Origin of the sequence: Salmonella sp. SJTUF15591 (genome assembly GCF_043356435.1) — a bacterium.
Taxonomy (GTDB): domain Bacteria; phylum Pseudomonadota; class Gammaproteobacteria; order Enterobacterales; family Enterobacteriaceae; genus Salmonella; species Salmonella enterica.
Genome location: NZ_JBEUJO010000001.1, coordinates 280,422 through 299,487 on the forward strand (window position 1 = coordinate 280,422; position 19,066 = coordinate 299,487).

18 protein-coding genes are annotated in these 19,066 nt (G+C 53.2%); 12 read left to right on the forward strand and 6 right to left on the reverse strand.

Annotated elements, in window-relative coordinates; translation table 11 throughout:
• Positions 1-38: 38 nt before the first annotated feature.
• The 5 genes from ABVM99_RS01330 to ABVM99_RS01350 form a co-directional block, all read right to left on the reverse strand.
• Positions 39-1,505: a mannitol dehydrogenase family protein gene (locus ABVM99_RS01330; protein WP_023195135.1), complete on the reverse strand. Its 1,467-nt coding sequence runs from the start codon at positions 1,503-1,505 to the stop codon at positions 39-41.
• Positions 1,506-1,648: 143 nt separating this feature from the next.
• Positions 1,649-3,028 carry an MFS transporter gene (locus ABVM99_RS01335; RefSeq protein WP_000192118.1) on the reverse strand — a complete coding sequence of 460 codons (1,380 nt, stop codon included), beginning with the start codon at positions 3,026-3,028 and terminating at the stop codon, positions 1,649-1,651.
• A 53-nt stretch (positions 3,029-3,081) separates the two neighbouring features.
• On the reverse strand, positions 3,082-4,101 hold the full coding sequence (locus ABVM99_RS01340) for a Zn-dependent oxidoreductase (RefSeq protein WP_000836494.1): 1,020 nt from the start codon (positions 4,099-4,101) through the stop codon (positions 3,082-3,084).
• A 10-nt stretch (positions 4,102-4,111) separates the two neighbouring features.
• The gene (gene rspA, locus ABVM99_RS01345) at positions 4,112-5,326 is read right to left on the reverse strand and encodes a starvation-sensing protein RspA (RefSeq protein WP_000706269.1); all 1,215 of its coding nucleotides are present in this window, start codon (positions 5,324-5,326) and stop codon (positions 4,112-4,114) included.
• A gap of 121 nt (positions 5,327-5,447) precedes the next feature.
• Positions 5,448-5,774 carry a YnfA family protein gene (locus ABVM99_RS01350; protein ID WP_023195136.1) on the reverse strand — a complete coding sequence of 109 codons (327 nt, stop codon included), beginning with the start codon at positions 5,772-5,774 and terminating at the stop codon, positions 5,448-5,450.
• Between the two features lie 152 nt (positions 5,775-5,926).
• On the opposite strand from ABVM99_RS01350, the gene ABVM99_RS01355 reads away from it, so the two are divergent.
• Together ABVM99_RS01355 and speG are read left to right on the forward strand one after the other, a co-directional pair.
• On the forward strand, positions 5,927-6,268 hold the full coding sequence (locus ABVM99_RS01355; RefSeq protein ID WP_001066440.1) for a DUF1283 family protein: 342 nt from the start codon (positions 5,927-5,929) through the stop codon (positions 6,266-6,268).
• A gap of 35 nt (positions 6,269-6,303) precedes the next feature.
• A complete protein-coding gene (gene speG / locus ABVM99_RS01360) occupies positions 6,304-6,864 on the forward strand; it encodes a spermidine N1-acetyltransferase (RefSeq protein WP_023195137.1) in 561 nt (186 codons plus the stop codon).
• A gap of 40 nt (positions 6,865-6,904) precedes the next feature.
• Here the strand turns inward: speG and ABVM99_RS01365 are convergent, their stop codons facing one another.
• Positions 6,905-7,615 (reverse strand): YnfC family lipoprotein, encoded by a 711-nt coding sequence (locus ABVM99_RS01365; RefSeq protein WP_011264284.1) that lies wholly within the window; start codon positions 7,613-7,615, stop codon positions 6,905-6,907.
• 103 nt (positions 7,616-7,718) lie between these two features.
• Here ABVM99_RS01365 and ABVM99_RS01370 point away from each other — a divergent pair, with 103 nt between their 5' ends.
• From ABVM99_RS01370 to osmV, 10 genes are all read left to right on the forward strand, one after another.
• On the forward strand, positions 7,719-8,027 hold the full coding sequence (locus ABVM99_RS01370; RefSeq protein WP_000975516.1) for a DUF1161 domain-containing protein: 309 nt from the start codon (positions 7,719-7,721) through the stop codon (positions 8,025-8,027).
• Between the two features lie 156 nt (positions 8,028-8,183).
• Positions 8,184-10,622 (forward strand): selenate/tellurate reductase subunit YnfE, encoded by a 2,439-nt coding sequence (gene ynfE, locus ABVM99_RS01375; protein ID WP_023195138.1) that lies wholly within the window; start codon positions 8,184-8,186, stop codon positions 10,620-10,622.
• A gap of 98 nt (positions 10,623-10,720) precedes the next feature.
• A complete protein-coding gene (ynfF, locus tag ABVM99_RS01380) occupies positions 10,721-13,156 on the forward strand; it encodes a selenate/tellurate reductase subunit YnfF (protein ID WP_023206418.1) in 2,436 nt (811 codons plus the stop codon).
• A 10-nt stretch (positions 13,157-13,166) separates the two neighbouring features.
• On the forward strand, positions 13,167-13,784 hold the full coding sequence (gene dmsB / locus ABVM99_RS01385) for a dimethylsulfoxide reductase iron-sulfur subunit DmsB (protein ID WP_000213069.1): 618 nt from the start codon (positions 13,167-13,169) through the stop codon (positions 13,782-13,784).
• 1 nt (position 13,785) lies between these two features.
• A complete protein-coding gene (locus ABVM99_RS01390) occupies positions 13,786-14,643 on the forward strand; it encodes a dimethyl sulfoxide reductase anchor subunit family protein (protein WP_023138132.1) in 858 nt (285 codons plus the stop codon).
• 42 nt (positions 14,644-14,685) lie between these two features.
• Positions 14,686-15,300 carry a Tat proofreading chaperone DmsD gene (gene dmsD / locus ABVM99_RS01395; RefSeq protein ID WP_023195965.1) on the forward strand — a complete coding sequence of 205 codons (615 nt, stop codon included), beginning with the start codon at positions 14,686-14,688 and terminating at the stop codon, positions 15,298-15,300.
• Positions 15,301-15,604: 304 nt separating this feature from the next.
• Entirely contained in the window at positions 15,605-16,315 is a 711-nt protein-coding gene (gene osmY / locus ABVM99_RS01400; protein ID WP_000557304.1) for an osmoprotectant ABC transporter permease OsmY, read from the forward strand.
• A 28-nt stretch (positions 16,316-16,343) separates the two neighbouring features.
• On the forward strand, positions 16,344-17,246 hold the full coding sequence (osmX, locus tag ABVM99_RS01405; protein WP_001211186.1) for an osmoprotectant ABC transporter substrate-binding protein OsmX: 903 nt from the start codon (positions 16,344-16,346) through the stop codon (positions 17,244-17,246).
• A gap of 9 nt (positions 17,247-17,255) precedes the next feature.
• Positions 17,256-17,903 (forward strand): osmoprotectant ABC transporter permease OsmW, encoded by a 648-nt coding sequence (osmW, locus tag ABVM99_RS01410; protein ID WP_000379677.1) that lies wholly within the window; start codon positions 17,256-17,258, stop codon positions 17,901-17,903.
• Positions 17,903-19,051, forward strand: coding sequence for an osmoprotectant ABC transporter ATP-binding protein OsmV (gene osmV, locus ABVM99_RS01415; protein ID WP_000593093.1), 1,149 nt, complete (start codon positions 17,903-17,905; stop codon positions 19,049-19,051). The genes osmW and osmV overlap by 1 nt, the downstream gene beginning before the upstream one ends.
• Positions 19,052-19,066 lie beyond the last annotated feature (15 nt).

Consider the following 19,066-nt stretch of genomic DNA (forward strand, 5'->3'; position numbering starts at 1 on the left):
CCTTCCCGGTAGCATAATGCTACCGGGTCTCTGTTACGCTATTTCAAGCGCTCGGCATATTTCGCCACGCTCGCTTTCGCGCCATATGTCAGTAAACTGTCATAGGCTTCTTGCACTTTTTGCGTAAACCGCGCCGCCTGTGGCAAATCGTTGCCGAAAATTTCAGCCATTCCCAGCAGCGCCTTAACACGACTGGCGCCTTCTTCACTGTTTGCCACGGCGCGCTGAATAACCGGCAATAGCGGATCGCTAATGTCGATCGCCTTGCCCTGTTCATCCACGCCGCCAACGTAACGCATCCACCCCGCCACGCCCAGCGCCAGCAAATCAAAATCGCTATGATTAGCAAGATGCCAGCGAACGGAGTCCAGCATACGCTGCGGAAGTTTCTGGCTACCATCCATCGCAATCTGCCAGGTACGATGACGCAGCGCCGGATTACAGTAACGCGCAATCAACTGATCGGCATAACGCTGTAAATCTACCCCCTGGACTTTCAGCGTTGGCGCCTGCTCGCGTAACATTAACGCCTGCGCGGTCAGACGATAGTTGTCGTCAGCCATGCAGTCATTAATATGCTGATAGCCGGCAAGATACCCCAGATAAGCCAGGAATGAATGACTGCCGTTAAGCATTCGCAGTTTCATCTCTTCAAACGGAACCACGTCGGCGACCAACGTCGCGCCCGCGTTTTCCCACTGCGGACGACCCGCCACAAACGTATCTTCTATCACCCACTGGCGAAACGGTTCACAGGCAACGCCCGCCGGATCGCGCACGCCGGTCAGTTGTTCGATTTTATCCAGCGTCTCCGGCGTGACCGCAGGGACAATCCGATCAACCATGGTTGACGGAAATGTCACGTTTTGCTCGATCCATATCGCCAGTTCCGCATCCACCTCCCGGGCGTAAGCCGTCACAACCTGACGCGTCACATGCCCATTTTCCGGCATGTTGTCGCAGGACATCACGGTAAATGCCGGTAAGCCTGCGGCTTTACGACGCGCTAACGCTTCGACAATAATACCCGGTGCCGTTAGCGGTTGATGCGGATTTTGCAGGTCGGCTGCAATCATGGGATGTTCCAGCAGAAGTTGGCCCGTGGCTGGCGAATGACAATACCCTTTCTCGGTAATGGTCAGAGACACAATCGCTATTTGCGGTTCGCACATCGCCGCCAGCACACGTTCCAGACCATCAACCTGAACATGCAACGCCGCTTTGACGACGCCCACCACACGCGCCGTCCAGGCTTCCGCCGACATCTCCGCCACGGTATAGAGGTTATCCTGCTGCTTTAGATCGGCAATCTGCTGTTCGCCGCCAATAAGATTAACCTCATAATAGCCCCAGTCGCTATGCTGCTCCGCAGCCAGAATATCTGTATAAACCCCCTGATGCGCGCGATGAAACGCGCCAAAACCGAGATGGACCATCCGCGCCGCCAGCGCCGTGCGATCGTAATCAGGAAGCGTCGCCTTTGCCGATAAAAGCCTGTTTTGCATTTTATAACCTCTATATTCTGAAAGCGGAACAGTCGCAGAGTAACGCCTGCCCTGGTGCATTTGGATTTACGCTAATTAAACAAAAGTGACCGGACAGCATGGCCGAAACCGCATTAGCGTTCCGGCCATACCGTCGACACGATTTAACTCGTCTGGGTTGCGGAGTGGCGTAACTTCTCTGCCGCTGTCGCTTCCGCCGCATCCTCAGGCAAGCTCAGATCGCGATCTCTGACCTCCGGCATCAACAGCGCAGAAATCAGACCAATACACGAGTAGAGCACCAGCATAATTAAGATGGGCAGCCAGGAATCGGTCATGTTACAAAAGATCCCCGCAAGAACAGGGCCAAAGCCAACCGCCACCAGGCCTCCTGCCTCTTTTGAAATCGCCATCCGGGTGAAGCGATTACGCGATCCGAAAATTTCTGCCATGGTGATGTTTTCCAGCGCAAATAATCCCAGTACGGCAAAGTTATGAATAACAATGAGCGCCGCCATAATTACGCCAGGGCTATACGTTTTATCTACCACAATAGACAGCATCGGCCAGGCGAGAATAATCGCGGAGATATTCAATATTATATACGGCAGCCGACGACCGTATTTATCGGACAACCACCCCAAGAGTGGGATAGTGATAAAACCAATTACGGAACTTATCATTAACGCATCGGTTGGGATAGATTTGTTAAATAATAACGTCTGAACTAAATATCCGGCAAGGAAGGTTTGAATAAGCCCCGAATTCCCCGCTTGTCCAAAACGCAAACCGGTGGCCAGCCAGAAAGATTTGCTGGTAAACATCGCGCCCAATGTATTTTCTGACGCAGGCGTTAACGCTGGCGATTTTTCGCCTTCGCTTACTTTTTCGAATACCGGGCTTTCTTTCAGATTCATTCGCAGCCAGATCGCGAATATCATGACAACGACGCTCGCCAGGAAAGGAATACGCCATCCCCAGGCGATCAGTTGTTCGCGTTCAAGCGCAAAGAACATCACCGCCCAGATCGCCGTCGCGCTCAACGTACCGCAGTTGGTGCCCATCGCGACCAGCGAGGAAATGATGCCACGCTTTCCTTTCGGCGCATACTCGGCCAGCATGGTACCCGCGCCGGAAATTTCCGCCCCGGCGCCCAGCCCCTGTATAATTCGCAATGTTACCAGTAATACTGGCGCAAAAATGCCGATTTGCGCATACGTCGGCAGTACGCCAATCAGCGTGGTGCAGATCCCCATCATGGTGATAGTAATAAACAATACTTTTTTTCGTCCGATGCGGTCGCCCATTTTACCAAAAACAAAGGCGCCGATAATTCTGGCTATATAACCTGCACCATAGGTGCCCATTGCCAGAATAAGCGCCATCGCGGCAGACTGTTCCGGGAAAAATATCTCATGGAAGACCAGAGCCGCGCCTAGTGAATATAACTGAAAATCCATAAATTCAAGCGCGGTGCCTAACCAGCCAGATACGGCAGCGCGCACTAAATCCTGAGTCGATCGTTCATGCTTTATTTGTGTCATATAGGCAATCTCTAAGAGGTAAGATGCGTACCACTTACTCGCAATTATTTATATTATTTCGCAAACGTGAGTAAGACTTTGCAGCATTGACGCTGGTCTTTCTCGAAAAGCTCAATCGCGTCGGTGACATGTTGATAATCAAATGTATGCGTTATCAGCTTATCCGGATCAATAAGCCCTTTATTCAGCCAGTCAATCACGACCGGGAATTTATTGGCATTAAGACGCGATGAATAAATAGCCAGCTCTTTTCCGGTAATACCCTGCTGTACAATCTCACACGGGTCGCTGGAAAATCCCATCAGGACAATGCGTGCCGCAGGCGATGCAAGGGTAATCGCCTCTTGCAGGATAGCGGGATGACAGGCGGCATCGACAATCAAGGTCGGTTTTAGCGCCTTCTGCTGTAGAAATTCCGCCAGTGAATGTTGACCATTATTGAGGGTCCAGTCAGCGCCGCTCTGCTTCGCCATCGCTAAACGCTCTTCAATGCGATCAACGACTATGACCGTTTTGACCTGATAAACCCCCTTCAGCGCCTGTACGGTCGTCAGTCCCATCGGGCCTGCGCCATAGATAAGCGCCACGTCCTGCTCGGTCGGATTCACTTGCCCCGTCACATTTGCCGCAATGGTAAACGGCTCAACCATGACGGCATGATGATCTGCGATGTTGTCCGGTATGCGATGAGCATTACGGGCCGGCGCCACCGCATACTCGCTGAAACCGCCGTCACGATGCACGCCCAGCACCACCAGCGAGGTACACACATTGGGTTTACCGACTGAACAAGGGTAACAATGCCCGCAACTGATCACCGGATCGACGGATACCCGTTCTCCTATCCGGTCGCGATTGACGTTGTCGCCTACCGCGTCGATGACACCGAAAAATTCATGGCCTATGACACGGGGATATTTTGCAAAGGGATTATGTCCCCGATAAATATGGCTATCGGAACCGCAGATACCCGCCAGTTTCACTTTAATGCGAACTTCGCCCGGCGCAGGCTGCGGAAGCGCGCGCGTTTCGATAGTTAATGTATTCGGTTTTTCGATTACGATGCTTTTCATTTTTCGCTCCTTACCAGTTCCACAGTGTGCCGTCTTCCAGGCGGGCCACCGGCAAATAGGCTGGATCGTACGGATATTTCGCCGCCAGTTTTTCATCGAACTCAATGCCCAGTCCTGGCTTGTCGCCCGGATGCATATAGCCGCCCTCGAACGTCCAGTTATGCGGGAAAACCTCCAGCATCTGTTCGGAGTAGCCCATAAACTCCTGCACGCCAAAGTTAGGCACCCACAGGTCGAAATGTAATGCCGCGGCCATACAAACCGGCGACAGATCGGACGGCCCATGCGAACCGGTACGCACCTGGTAGAGCGAGGCAAAATCGGCAATGCGGCGCATCCCGGTAATACCACCGGCATGGGTAAGCGTGGTGCGGATATAGTCAATCAATTGCTCTTCAATGAGCTGTTTGCAATCCCAGATACTGTTAAAGACTTCGCCTACCGCAATCGGCGTGACCGTATGCTGGCGGATGAGGCGGAAGCACGCCTGATTTTCAGCCGGCGTCGGGTCTTCCATCCAGAACAAACGATAGTCTTCAATACTTTTGCCAAAGCGGGCAGCCTCAATAGGCGTCAGTCGGTGATGCATATCGTGCAGAAGATGTTCATTAAACCCGAACGTATTACGCACGGCGTCAAACAGCTTTGGCGTAAAATCGAGATACTTTTCCGTTGACCACAATTGTTCTTCCGGCCACTGGCCTTTTGTCGCAGGCTCATAGGCCAGCCCCTTGCCTTTCGCCATGCCGTAGGTGGTTTTCATCCCCGGAACGCCGCACTGCACGCGGATTGCTTTGAACCCTTGCTCTTTATGACGCGCGTAGTCTTCCAGCACATCGTCGATGGTGTGGCCTGTGGTATGGCAATACACCATGACGCCTTCACGCGAAGCGCCGCCGAGTAACTGATACAACGGCATATTGGCGGCTTTGGCTTTAATATCCCATAGCGCCATATCAACCGCGGAAATGGCGGACATGGTGACAGGGCCACGGCGCCAGTACGCGCCTTTGTAGAAGAACTGCCAGATATCTTCGATGCGGCGAGCATCCCGCCCGATGAGCTGTGGGCACAGGTGATCGGTAAGGTACGAGGCCACCGGGAGCTCGCGTCCGTTCAGGGTGGCATCCCCCAGACCGGTGATCCCGTCTTCCGTGGTTATCTTTAAGGTGACGAAGTTACGCCCTGGACACGTAACAAAAACTTCAGCCCCTACAATCTTCATTTTTATTCCTTACATCGCATTATGGGATGCAGGAAATTTACCCAACTGAGCTACTACCATACAAGTATATTGATGTAAAAAGCGCTGCCAGATCACAAAATGTTCTGGTCGCGCGGCAATGTTACGTACGTCCCCATCCGACGACGATAATCAGCATTCCACACAGCGCGATCAGCGCGCCGCACCAGTCATAAACCGTGAGCCGGACGCCATCGACAACACGTAACCACAGGAGCGCAGTACAGACATATACCCCACCGTAAGCCGCATAAACCCGCCCACTCGCCGCCGGATGCAAGGTCAAAAGCCAGACGAATAACGTGAGTGACGCGGCGGCGGGCAGAAGCCACCACACGCTGGCGCCGCGCTTAAGCCATAGCCAGGGAAGAAAACATCCAATGATTTCACAGAGGGCGGTGACAAAGAAAAGCAGAGTCGTCTTTAGCATGAGATTCATTTGGTTACGAAATGATAAGTGATAATACAACAGAATATCGTTACGGTTATCCGGCCATTCTTGTGTATATGCCAGGCATAAGGATTGGTGTAGAATTTACAGGTGGTTTACCGCTTTTTCCCCTCTAATGAAAGGATGTTGTGATGAACAATACGCTGAGCAAACGCCTGTGCCTGACGGCAATGCTTACGTTGGCGGCCGTTGTATATACTACTTCCGCATTCGCTGAAACCAGTAAACTGGTGATTGAATCGGGAGATAGCGCACAAAGTCGTCAGGAAGCGGCGATGGAAAAGGAACAATGGAACGACACTCGCAGTCTGCGTCAGAAAGTGAATACCCGCGCAGAAAAAGAGTGGGACAAAGCCGATGCCGCCTTTGATAACCGCGATAAATGCGAGCAAAGCGCCAACATCAACGCCTATTGGGAGCCCAATACGCTGCGGTGTCTGGATCGTCGTACAGGTCGCGTTATTACGCCCTGATGCAGGATAACTAAAAGGAAGTGTAAGGATACAGTATGACAAGTGACTACAAGGTCAGACTGCGCCCGCTTGAGCGTGAAGATTTACGATTTGTCCACCAGCTTGATAATAATGCCAGCGTTATGCGTTACTGGTTTGAAGAGCCGTATGAGGCTTTTGTCGAACTGTCGGATCTCTACGACAAACACATCCACGACCAAAGCGAACGGCGCTTTGTTGTCGAATGCGATGGTGAAAACGCCGGACTGGTAGAACTGGTGGAAATTAACCATGTGCATCGGCGGGCGGAATTTCAGATTATTATTTCGCCGGAGTACCAGGGAAAAGGCCTGGCGTCACGCGCGGCCAAACTGGCGATGGATTACGGATTTACCGTACTCAATCTCTATAAATTGTATTTGATCGTCGATAAAGAGAATGAAAAAGCGATTCACATCTACAGTAAACTCGGGTTTAGAGTAGAAGGCGAGCTGATTCATGAGTTCTTCATTAACGGCGAATACCGTAACACCATCCGCATGTGTATCTTCCAGCAGCAGTATCTGGATGAACATAAAACGTCCGGTTCTACGCTCCTGAAACCCACCGCGCAGTAAACGCGGCGCGGTAGTCACGGAGAATCGCACCGCGCCCGGTTTAGTAGTAATCGATACGATTTTTAATGGTGTAATGGTGGGACACTGCCGGCTTAACGCTCTCATCGACGATAACAAGCCGGCAGTCAACAGGGTTCGCGTACGCATCATATTCGCAGCTCTGTGTGACGTTGCCGACCTGTCGATCATCCACCCGGCTGACTGCCGTGTAATCCAGCTTTTTACGCGGGTCCGCGGAGGGTTTTGCCGTCACAGAGAGCGTATTCTGCGAGTTTATGGTTGTCTTACCTAGCGGATAACCTTCGCTATCATAGCGATACTCGACTTTCATCTCTTTGCCCGTCGCCGATACCACAAAACCGTTGTCGTCCGTTTCCCAGGTCACGCCCGCCGAAGGTAACGCCGCCAGCTGGCACTTCCCCTGTAACTGCACCTTTTTTTCCAGCGTCTGAGCATCCCGGTAATAATTGGCATCCAGCACGAGCGCCAGCTCCGTATTATTCTCCAGATCGTGTAACTCAAGCGTATCAAAACAGCCTTCCTGTGAAAGCGTACCGGTGACCTGCTTCGCCACTTCGCCATTCTCACTCATCAATGTCTGGCTGAAATCCTTTACCGGACCACGTAATGGATCAAAATCAAATTCGTTCGAAAAACTGGCCATTTCCGGCGTAAAAGACTCAAGGGATTTCGGGTTATCACAACCTGCCAGTATCATGCACAATAACGTCAGTAAAAGGGGTTTCTTCACACGTATCACCAGGATGAAAAGATATTTATCATCATATTAGCAAATACAGTTATTTACACGAAAAATGCTAAGCTTAGAACATCGTCATTAATCACAGGAGTTCATGATGAAAATCGCAACTGCAATAGCCGCTCTGGCGTTAGTCAGCGCCCCCTCGCTGGTGATGGCGGCACCGGGATCGTGCGAGAGAGTAAAAAGCGATATTGAACAACGTATCATCAATAACGGCGTGCCGGCGGATAATTTTACGCTCACTATCGTTCCTAACGACCAGGCCGATCAGCCGGACTCACAGGTGGTGGGCCATTGCGCGAACGACACGCATAAAATTCTTTATACCCGCACCAGCAGCGGCAATGCGCCAGCCAATACCTCTCCCGCTCAGGACGGTTCATCCGCCGAACCGCAATAATCTCCTCCTGCCCTCCGGGTCCGGAGGGTAACGCTCTTTGACATGGATTAATAATCCTTACTCCCAAAGGGGTAAACTCATTACATCATTAGCATGTTAATAATTTCGTTATAGTTATCAATATATAGCGAAATAATAACGACAATGGAGTGAGTGATGCCCGGAGAAAAGCAACAAACAGGCGTTAGCCGCAGGACGTTAGTGAAATCAGCGGCGCTTGGCTCACTGGCGCTGGCTGCCGGAGGCGTATCTTTACCGTTTGGGATGCGTACCGCGGCCGCGGCGGTGCAGCAGGCCATGCGCAACGAAGAAGATAAAATCGTCTGGGGCGCCTGTTCGGTCAACTGCGGCAGTCGCTGCGCCCTGCGTCTGCATGTAAAAGATAATGAAGTCTGGTGGGTTGAAACTGATAATACTGGCGACGATGTCTACGGCAATCATCAGGTTCGCGCCTGTCTGCGGGGCCGTTCAATCCGTCGGCGCATTAACCATCCGGATCGCCTTAACTATCCCATGAAACGCGTTGGCCGCCGCGGCGAAGGCAAATTTGAACGCATTAGCTGGCAGGAAGCTCTGGACACCATTAGCGCCAGCCTGAAAAAGACCGTAGAGACCTACGGCAATGAAGCCGTTTATATCCACTATTCATCCGGCATCGTAGGCGGCAACATAACCCGCTCGTCGCCTGCCGCCTCGCCGGTGAAGCGTTTGATGAACTGCTACGGCGGTTCGTTGAATCAATACGGCTCATACAGTACCGCGCAAATTTCTTGCGCCATGCCCTACACCTATGGCTCCAACGACGGCAACAGCACGTCTGATATCGAAAACAGTAAACTGGTGGTCATGTTCGGCAATAATCCGGCTGAAACACGCATGAGCGGCGGCGGCATTACCTGGTTTCTGGAGCAAGCGCGTGAACGCTCAAATGCGCGCTTGATCGTGATAGATCCGCGCTATACCGATACCGCTGCCGGACGTGAAGACGAGTGGATACCGATTCGCCCCGGCACCGACGCCGCGCTGGTGGCGGGAATTGCCTGGGTATTGATTAACGAAAATCTCGTTGACCAGCCTTTTCTCGACAACTATTGCATCGGCTACGATGAAAAGACCCTTCCGGCTGACGCGCCCCCCAATGGCCATTATAAGGCTTATATTTTGGGCCAGGGCGAGGACGGTATCGCCAAAACGCCGCAGTGGGCGTCACACATTACCGGCATCCCCGCCGATCGGATTATCAAACTGGCGCGCGAGATAGGTAGCGTCAAGCCGGCCTACATCTGTCAGGGTTGGGGACCGCAGCGTCAGGCGAACGGCGAACAAACCGCTCGCGCCATCGCCATGTTACCGATTCTGACCGGCAACGTCGGCATTCATGGCGGTAATAGCGGCGCACGCGAATCCACTTACACCATTACCATTGAACGTCTGCCGGTCCTGGAGAATCCCGTTAAAACCGCCATCTCCTGCTTTAGCTGGACGGACGCCATTGCGCGCGGCCCGGAAATGACCGCCCTGCGCGACGGCGTACGCGGCAAAGATAAGCTGGATGTTCCGATCAAATTTCTATGGAACTACGCTGGCAACACCCTGATTAATCAGCATTCGGATATTAATAAAACCCATGAAATTCTTCAGGATGAAGCGAAATGCGAAATGATTGTGGTCATCGACAATTTTATGACCTCTTCCGCGAAGTACGCCGATATTTTACTGCCGGATCTCATGACCGTCGAACAGGAAGATATCATCCCCAATGATTACGCCGGCAATATGGGATATCTGATTTTTATTCAACCGGCGACGACGCCTAAGTTTGAACGCAAGCCCATCTACTGGGTACTCAGCGAAATCGCCAGACGCCTCGGCGACGATGTGTATCAGCGGTTTACCGAAGGCCGTACACAGGCGCAATGGCTGCAATATCTGTACGCCAAAATGCAGGCAAGAGATCCGGCATTGCCCGCGTATGACGAGCTGAAAAAAATGGGCATCTATAAACGCAAAGATCCCAACGGCCATTTTGTCGCCTATAAAAAATTTCGTGAAGATCCGCAGGCCAATCCGTTAAAAACGCCGTCCGGTAAAATCGAAATCTACTCGAGCCAACTCGCTCACATCGCCAGTACCTGGGAGCTGGCGGAAGGCGACGTGATAAGCCCACTGCCGATTTATACCCCTACTTTTGAAGGATGGGACGATCCGAAACGGAGCACCTTCCCGCTACAGCTGTTTGGCTTTCACTATAAATCCCGTACCCATTCAAGCTACGGCAATATTGATGTTCTGCAGGCCGCCTGTCGCCAGGAGGTGTGGATAAATCCGCTCGATGCGCAAAAACGCGGTATCGCGAATGGCGATAAGGTTCGCGTCTTTAACGATCGTGGAGAGGTGCGTCTACCCGCCAAAGTCACGCCGCGTATTCTGCCGGGCGTCAGCGCGATGGGTCAGGGCGCATGGCATAATGCGGATATGGCTGGCGATAAAATTGACCACGGCGCCTGCATCAATACGCTCACGACGCTGCGTCCTTCCCCCCTGGCAAAAGGGAATCCTCAACATACAAATCTGGTGGAAATCGAAAAAATCTAAGCCGCCTGCTCCGGGACGTTTTTACGCGCCCGGAGCTCCCCGTTTTGCGAACACAACGACATTTAAAACTCTTTTTTGGATGAGCATAGTGAGCTGTTATGAAAATCACCAACCCTGAGGCATTAATGGCGGCCAGTATCAGCCGACGAAGCCTGGTGAAAACCTCCGCTATCGGTAGCCTTGCGCTTGCCAGTAGCGCTTTCACCCTTCCGTTCTCCCGCATCGCCCACGCCGCAGCAGACCTCGCATCTGGCAATGTGGCAGAAAAAGCGGTCTGGAGTTCATGTACCGTTAACTGCGGCAGCCGCTGCCTGCTGCGCCTGCACGTAAAAGATGACACCGTATATTGGGTTGAATCAGATACCACGGGCAACGATGAATATGGCAACCATCAGGTACGCGCCTGCCTGCGCGGTCGTTCTATTCGTCGCCGGATGAATCATCCCGATCGCCTGAAATATCCGATGAAACGCGTTGGTAAACGAGGAGAAGGCAAATTCGAACGTATCAGTTGGGATGAAGCGTTGGATACCATCGGCGATAACCTGAAACGTATCCTCAAGGACTACGGCAACGAAGCGGTACATGTGCTTTACGGTACCGGCGTGGACGGCGGCAATATTACCAATTCTAACGTACCGTATCGCCTGATGAATGCCTGCGGCGGCTATCTCAGCCGTTACGGTAGCTACAGCACCGCCCAAATCAGCGCGGCCATGAGCTATATGTTCGGCGGCAACGACGGCAACAGTCCGGATGATATCGCCAATACAAAACTGGTGGTGATGTTTGGCAATAACCCCGCGGAAACACGTATGAGCGGCGGCGGCGTGACATACTATGTCGAACAGGCGCGCGAGCGCTCCAACGCCCGGATGATCGTCATTGACCCGCGTTATAACGACACTGCCGCCGGCCGCGAAGACGAGTGGCTGCCGATTCGCCCAGGTACCGATGGCGCGCTGGCGGCGGCAATCGGCTGGGTGCTGATTACCGAAGATCTTATTGATAAACCGTTTCTGGATAAATACTGCATCGGCTACGACGAAACCACTCTGCCCGCCTCGGCCCCGCGTAACGCGCACTATAAAGCCTATATTTTGGGTCAGGGCGAAGACGGTATTGCTAAAACGCCGCAATGGGCCGCGCAGATTACCAGTATTCCGGCGGAAAAAATCATTCAACTGGCGCGGGAAATCGGCTCGGCGAAACCGGCTTACATTTGCCAGGGCTGGGGACCGCAACGCCACTCTAACGGGGAGCAGACCGCACGCGCAATCGCCATGCTGTCTGTACTCACCGGTAACGTCGGCATAAATGGCGGTAATTCCGGCGTGCGCGAAGGCACCTGGGATCTGGGCGTCGAATGGTTTTCTATGCTGGAGAACCCGGTAAAAACCCAGATTTCGGTCTTTACCTGGACCGACGCTATCGATCATGGCGCGGAAATGACCGCCACACGCGACGGCGTGCGGGGAAAAGACAAGCTCGACGTGCCGATCAAATTTTTGTGGTGCTACGCCAGTAATACGCTGATCAATCAGCATGGCGACATCGCCCACACCCACGAGGTGCTTCAGGACGACAGTAAATGTGAAATGATCGTCGGCATCGAGCACTTTATGACCGCGTCGGCAAAATATTGCGACATTCTGCTGCCTGATTTAATGCCGACCGAGCAGGAAGATCTGATTTCCCACGAATCCGCAGGCAATATGGGCTATGTCATTCTTGGTCAGCCCGCCACCTCGCCGAAATTTGAAAGAAAGCCCATTTACTGGACGCTCAGTGAAGTGGCTAAACGGCTTGGTCCGGACGTATACCAGACCTTCACAGAAGGCCGCACGCAGCATGAGTGGGTCAAATACCTGCACGCAAAAACCAAAGCGCGTAACCCGGAAATGCCGGATTACGAAGAGATGAAACAGACAGGGATTTTCAAGAAAAAATGCCCGGAGGAGCACTACGTCGCTTTCCGCGCCTTCCGCGAAGACCCTGCCGCCAACCCACTGAAAACGCCGTCCGGTAAAATCGAAATCTATTCCGAGCGTCTGGCAACCCTCGCCGACACATGGGAGCTGAAGAAAGATGAGATTATCCATCCTTTACCCGCCTATACGCCAGGCTTTGACGGTTGGGACGATCCGCTTCGTCAGCGCTACCCGCTACAGCTAACCGGCTTCCACTATAAAGCGCGTACCCACTCCAGCTACGGCAATATCGACGTCCTGCAACAGGCATGTCCGCAGGAGATCTGGATCAACCCGATTGATGCGCAAGCACGCGGCATTCAGCACGGCGACACCGTGCGGGTCTTTAACCAGAACGGAGAGATGCTCATTCCGGCAAAAGTCACGCCGCGCATATTGCCTGGCGTCACCGCTATCGGCCAGGGCGCCTGGTTAAATGCCGACATGTTTGGCGACAAAGTCGATCGCGGCGGCTCCATTAACATTCTGACGTCGCACCGGCCTTCCCCACTGGCGAAAGGTAATCCGTCACACAGTAATCTTGTTCAGGTTGAAAAGGCGTAAGGAGTAACCGATGACAACCCAGTATGGATTTTTTATTGATTCCAGTCGTTGCACCGGTTGCAAAACCTGCGAACTGGCCTGCAAGGACTACAAAGATCTCACTCCCGACGTCAGTTTCCGGCGGATATATGAATACGCAGGCGGCGACTGGCAGGAAGATAACGGCGTCTGGCACCAGAACGTCTTTGCCTACTATCTCTCCATTTCGTGCAACCACTGCGAAGACCCGGCCTGTACCAAAGTCTGCCCGAGCGGCGCGATGCACAAGCGCGATGACGGTTTTGTGGTGGTGAATGAAGAGGTCTGTATCGGCTGCCGCTATTGCCATATGGCCTGCCCGTACGGCGCGCCGCAGTACAACGCGGCCAAAGGTCATATGACCAAGTGCGATGGCTGTTATGACCGGGTGGCGGAAGGCAAGAAACCGATTTGCGTGGAGTCCTGCCCGCTGCGGGCGCTGGATTTTGGCCCGATAGACGAACTGCGTAAAAAACACGGAGAGCTGGCTGCCGTCGCGCCGTTGCCGCGCGCGCATTTCACGAAGCCGAATATTGTGATTAAACCCAACGCCAACAGCCGCCCGACCGGGGACACTACCGGTTATCTGGCCAATCCGAAGGAGGTATAAGATGGGAAGTGGATGGCATGAATGGCCGTTGATGATCTTCACGGTCTTTGGTCAGTGCGTGGTCGGCGCGTTAATCGTTAGCGGACTGGGCTGGCTGACGGCAAAAGACGATACCATCGCCCGTCAGCGCATCGTGCGTAGCATGTTTTTTCTGTGGCTGGTGATGGGACTGGGATTCCTCGCGTCGATTATGCATCTCGGCTCGCCGATGCGCGCGTTTAACTCGCTTAACCGCGTAGGCGCTTCCGCACTGAGCAATGAAATCGCCGCAGGATCGGTGTTCTTTGCCGTAGGCGGCATCTGGTGGCTGGTGGCGGTACTCGGTAAAATGCCCCCGGTGCTGGGTAAAGTGTGGCTGCTGATCAGTATGGCGCTCGGCGTTGCATTCATCTGGGCAATGACGCTCGTTTATCAGATAGATACCGTGCCAACCTGGTATAATGGCTACACCACGCTGGCCTTTTTCCTCACGGCATTCCTGTGCGGCCCGGTGTTTGCGGCGCTACTGCTACGCATCGCGCGCGTCCCATTTTGCAGCGTGACGTTTGCCAGTATTAGCGGCCTGGCGTTGGTGGTGTGCGTGGCGGTCATCGTACTACAAGGACTGTCTCTCTCAACCATTCACAGTTCCGTGCAACAGGCCAGCCATCTCGCACCGGATTACGGTATGCTACAGGTCTGGCGCATTGTCTTGCTTGCTGCCGGATTAGGCTGCTGGCTATGTCCGCTAATCCGTCGCCGCGAACCGCATACCGTTGGTTTGCTGCTCGGAGTCGTGCTGGTGCTGGCAGGCGAAATTATTGGCCGCGGACTTTTTTATGGCCTGCATATGACCGTAGGTATGGCCGTCGCAGGTTAATTTATGCGTGCGGGGCGACCCGCACCTTTCGGGATTGTTTGAATGACCACTTTTTTACAACGTGATGATTTTGCAGTAACGGCGCGTGTTCTTGGCGCGTTGTTTTATTATTCGCCGGAAAGCCACGAAACCGCTCCTCTGGTTCAGGCGCTATTAACCGACGACTGGCAGGCGCAGTGGCCGCTTGATGCCGAGGCGCTTGCGCCTGTGGCGGCTATGTTTAAGACCCACAGCGAAGAGTCGTTGCCACAGGCCTGGCAGCGTCTGTTTATCGGCCCTTACGCTCTGCCGTCTCCGCCGTGGGGTTCCGTCTGGCTGGATCGTGAGAGCGTATTATTTGGCGATTCTACATTGGCGCTACGTCAGTGGATGCGCGAAAACGGGATTCAGTTTGAAATGCAACAAAACGAGCCAGAAGATCATTTTGGGTCGCTGTTGCTGCTGGCGGCCTGGCTTGCCGAGAATGATCGTCATCATGAATGCGAACAACTCCTGGCCTGGCATCTGTTTCCGTGGTCGTCCCGCTTTCTGGACGTATTTATCGATCATGCCAGGCATCCGTTTTATCAGGCGTTGGGGCAACTGGCGCGTCTGACGCTGGCGCAATGGCAAGCTCAACTTATTATTCCCGTCGCTGTAAAACCGTTATTCCGTTAACCCCCACAAAAGGCAGGATTTTACCTGCCTTTTCTCCCATTGCGGCCTATTTTTATCTACAAAAAGTGACAACGTCACACTACGCTTCTATTTTTAAGATAATTCTTTATCGTGAATGTTCACGCTAAGCCGCATAAGGGCAAAACATAATTGTTAATAGATGTTTAACAGTGTTAAACATCACGCTCCGCTGGAGTCCTTCCCAACCTGTTGCTATAGCTCAAAGTACCCTGCCGGAACATGGCATAACAACACGCGACTCTTAACGTCGCCATAACACATGCAAACAGGGAGACACACCGCAATGCACACCCTCACCCTAAAACGCGTACTTGGGTTCACTATCGTCATTTTGCTGTTACTGGCGCTGTTTATCTGGGGAATCGGTCTGGAGACGCTGAAAGCGCGTCAGGTCGATCTGCTGTATCTCGGACAACGGCATTTGATGCTGGTCTTTACGTCCATGTTTTTTGCTTTACTGGTCGGTATCCCGAGCGGGATTTTACTCAGCCGACCTGCGGCAAAAGGATTTGCTGAATATGTCATGCAAATCTTTAATGTTGGTAATACCTTGCCGCCGCTGGCCGTTCTGGCCTTAGCGATGGTGATTATCGGGATCGGCGATACGCCCGCCATTGTCGCGCTATTTCTGGCCTCCCTTCTGCCTATCGTCCGCAACACCTATGCGGGCCTCTGTTCCGTTCCCGCCTCACTGATTGAAGCGGCGAACGGGATTGGGATGACAAAATGGCAGCGGCTTCGTCAGGTAGAGCTACCTAATGCGTGGCCAGTGATGCTGTCCGGTATTCGCATCGCGACCGCCATCAATGTCGGCACCGCGCCGCTGGCCTTTCTGATTGGCGCCAGCAGCTACGGCGAGCTGATTTTCCCGGGAATTTATCTCAACGATTTTCCGACGTTGATCCTCGGCGCAACGGCCACGGCGTTATTCGCGCTGATTCTTGACACTCTGCTTGCCTGGTTTGGGCGACGCCTTAGCCCTCATACCGTCTGAACGCATAAATAACAATAAGGAGCGTTAAATGAGATTCAAAAAACACCTGTTAGGATGGCTTGCCGCAACGCTGTTGTTCAGTAACCAGACGCAGGCCGCGCCGCTGGTTCTCGCCACCAAAAGCTTTACCGAGCAGCATATTCTTTCCGCTATGACCGTTCAGTATTTGCAGAAGAAAGGCTTTCAGGTTCAGCCGCAAACCAATATCGCCGCGGTGATTTCACGTAATGCGATGGTGAATAAACAAATTGATATTACCTGGGAATACACCGGTACATCGCTGATTATTTTCAACCGTATCGATAAGCGCATGAGTCCACAGGAAACCTACGACACGGTAAAACGCCTGGATGCGAAGCTGGGCCTGGTATGGCTCAAACCGGCTGACATGAACAATACTTACGCGTTCGCGATGCAGCGCAAACGCGCCGAGTCGGAAAATATCACCACCATCTCGCAAATGGTGGCAAAAATCGAACAGGTCCGGCAGAACGATCCTGACCACAACTGGATGCTCGGCCTCGATCTGGAATTTGCCGGGCGCAGCGACGGGATGAAGCCCCTTCAGCAAGCCTACCAGATGCAGCTCGATCGCCCGCAAATACGACAAATGGACCCAGGGCTGGTCTATAACGCCGTTCGGGATGGGCTGGTTGACGCCGGGCTGGTCTATACCACCGACGGACGGGTGAAAGGGTTTGATCTGAAAGTGCTGGAAGATGATAAAGGCTTCTTCCCAAGTTACGCTGTCACGCCCGTGGTGCGTAAAGAGGTGCTGGAAGCCAATCCTGGCCTTGATGACGCCTTAAACACCCTTTCCGGCCTGCTCAATAACGATGTGATATCGACCCTAAACGCCCAGGTCGATATCGAGCATCGCACGCCGCAACAGGTAGCCCATCAATTTTTGCAGGACAAAGGTCTGCTGTAAGGAGCGCCTATGGATACGATACATTATATGCTGGATAACGCAGGCTATCTCGCCAGCCTTACCTTTCAGCATCTCTGGCTGGTCGCGCTGGCCGTCGGTCTGGCGATTATCATCGGCGTACCGTTAGGCGTTTTGATTGTACGCCACAAATGGCTGGCAACGCCGGTATTGGGCGCCGCCACGCTACTTCTTACCATTCCGTCTATCGCGCTGTTTGGATTAATGATCCCGCTCTTTTCGCTGATCGGGCATGGTATTGGCGTTCTGCCCGCCGTGACGGCCGTTTTTCTCTACTCTTTACTGCCGATTGTCCGTAATACCCATACTGCGCTTGATAGTTTGCCGCCCGGTCTGCGTGAAGCGGGACGCGGCATCGGTATGACTTTCTGGCAACGGCTGCGCTGGGTCGAAATCCCAATGGCCCTACCGGTTATTTTCGGGGGTATCCGCACCGCGGTAGTGATGAATATCGGCGTGATGGCGATTGCCGCGGTGATCGGCGCCGGCGGTCTGGGGCTGCTACTGTTAAACGGCATTAGCGGCAGTGATATTCGCATGTTAATTGCCGGCGCACTGATGATCTGTCTACTGGCAATTGTACTTGACTGGCTGTTGCATCGTCTGCAGGTCGTACTGACACCTAAGGGGATACGATAATGATAAAACTGGAAAATCTCACCAAACAATTTGTACAGAAGAAGGGTCAGCCGCTAAAAGCCGTCGACAACGTCAACCTGAACGTGCCGGAAGGCGAAATGTGCGTCTTGCTCGGTCCCTCCGGCTGCGGCAAAACCACCACGTTAAAGATGATCAACCGGCTGATCGCGCCCAGCAGCGGTAATATTCTTATCAACGGCGAGAATACCAACGATATGGATACGGTAACGCTACGCCGCAATATTGGGTATGTTATCCAGCAGATCGGCCTGTTTCCTAATATGACGATTGAAGAAAATATTACCGTTGTGCCGCGCATGTTGGGTTGGGACAAAGCACGCTGCAAGCAACGCGCCGAAGAGTTGATGGACATGGTGGCGCTGGATGCCAGAAAATTTCTGCATCGCTATCCAAAGGAGATGTCCGGGGGACAGCAACAGCGTATTGGCGTGATCCGCGCTCTGGCCGCCGATCCGCCGGTACTGCTGATGGATGAGCCCTTCGGCGCGGTGGACCCCATTAACCGCGAAGTGATCCAGAACCAGTTTCTGGATATGCAGCGTAAGCTAAAAAAGACCGTGATGCTGGTCAGCCATGATATCGACGAAGCGCTAAAACTCGGCGACCGTATCGCCGTGTTCCGTCAGGGGCGAATTGTACAGTGCGCCAGTCCTGATGAACTGCTGGCCAAACCGGCTAACGAGTTTGTCGGATCGTTTGTCGGTCAGGACAGAACGTTAAAGCGTTTGCTACTGGTCTCCGCAGGCGATGTTACCGACCAACAGCCAACCATTACCGCGCGGCCTTCCACGCCGTTAAGCGAGGCGTTCGGCATTATGGATGATCACGATATTCGCGCCATTACCGTCATTGACAACGACGGTAAGCCACTGGGATTTGTGAAGCGCCGGGAGGCGCGGAACGCCAGCGGAATCTGCGCCGATATCACCCATCCTTTCCGTATTACGGGCAAAGCGGAAGATAATCTGCGTATTGTGCTGTCCAGATTGTACGAAAGTAATACCAGCTGGATGCCGATCGTTGATGAAGACGGACGCTATAACGGTGAAATCTCTCAGGATTACATCGCCGACTATCTCAGCTCAGGCCGCACGCGTCGGGCGCTAAATATTCACGAAAGCAGCTAACGTTGCCGCCGGATG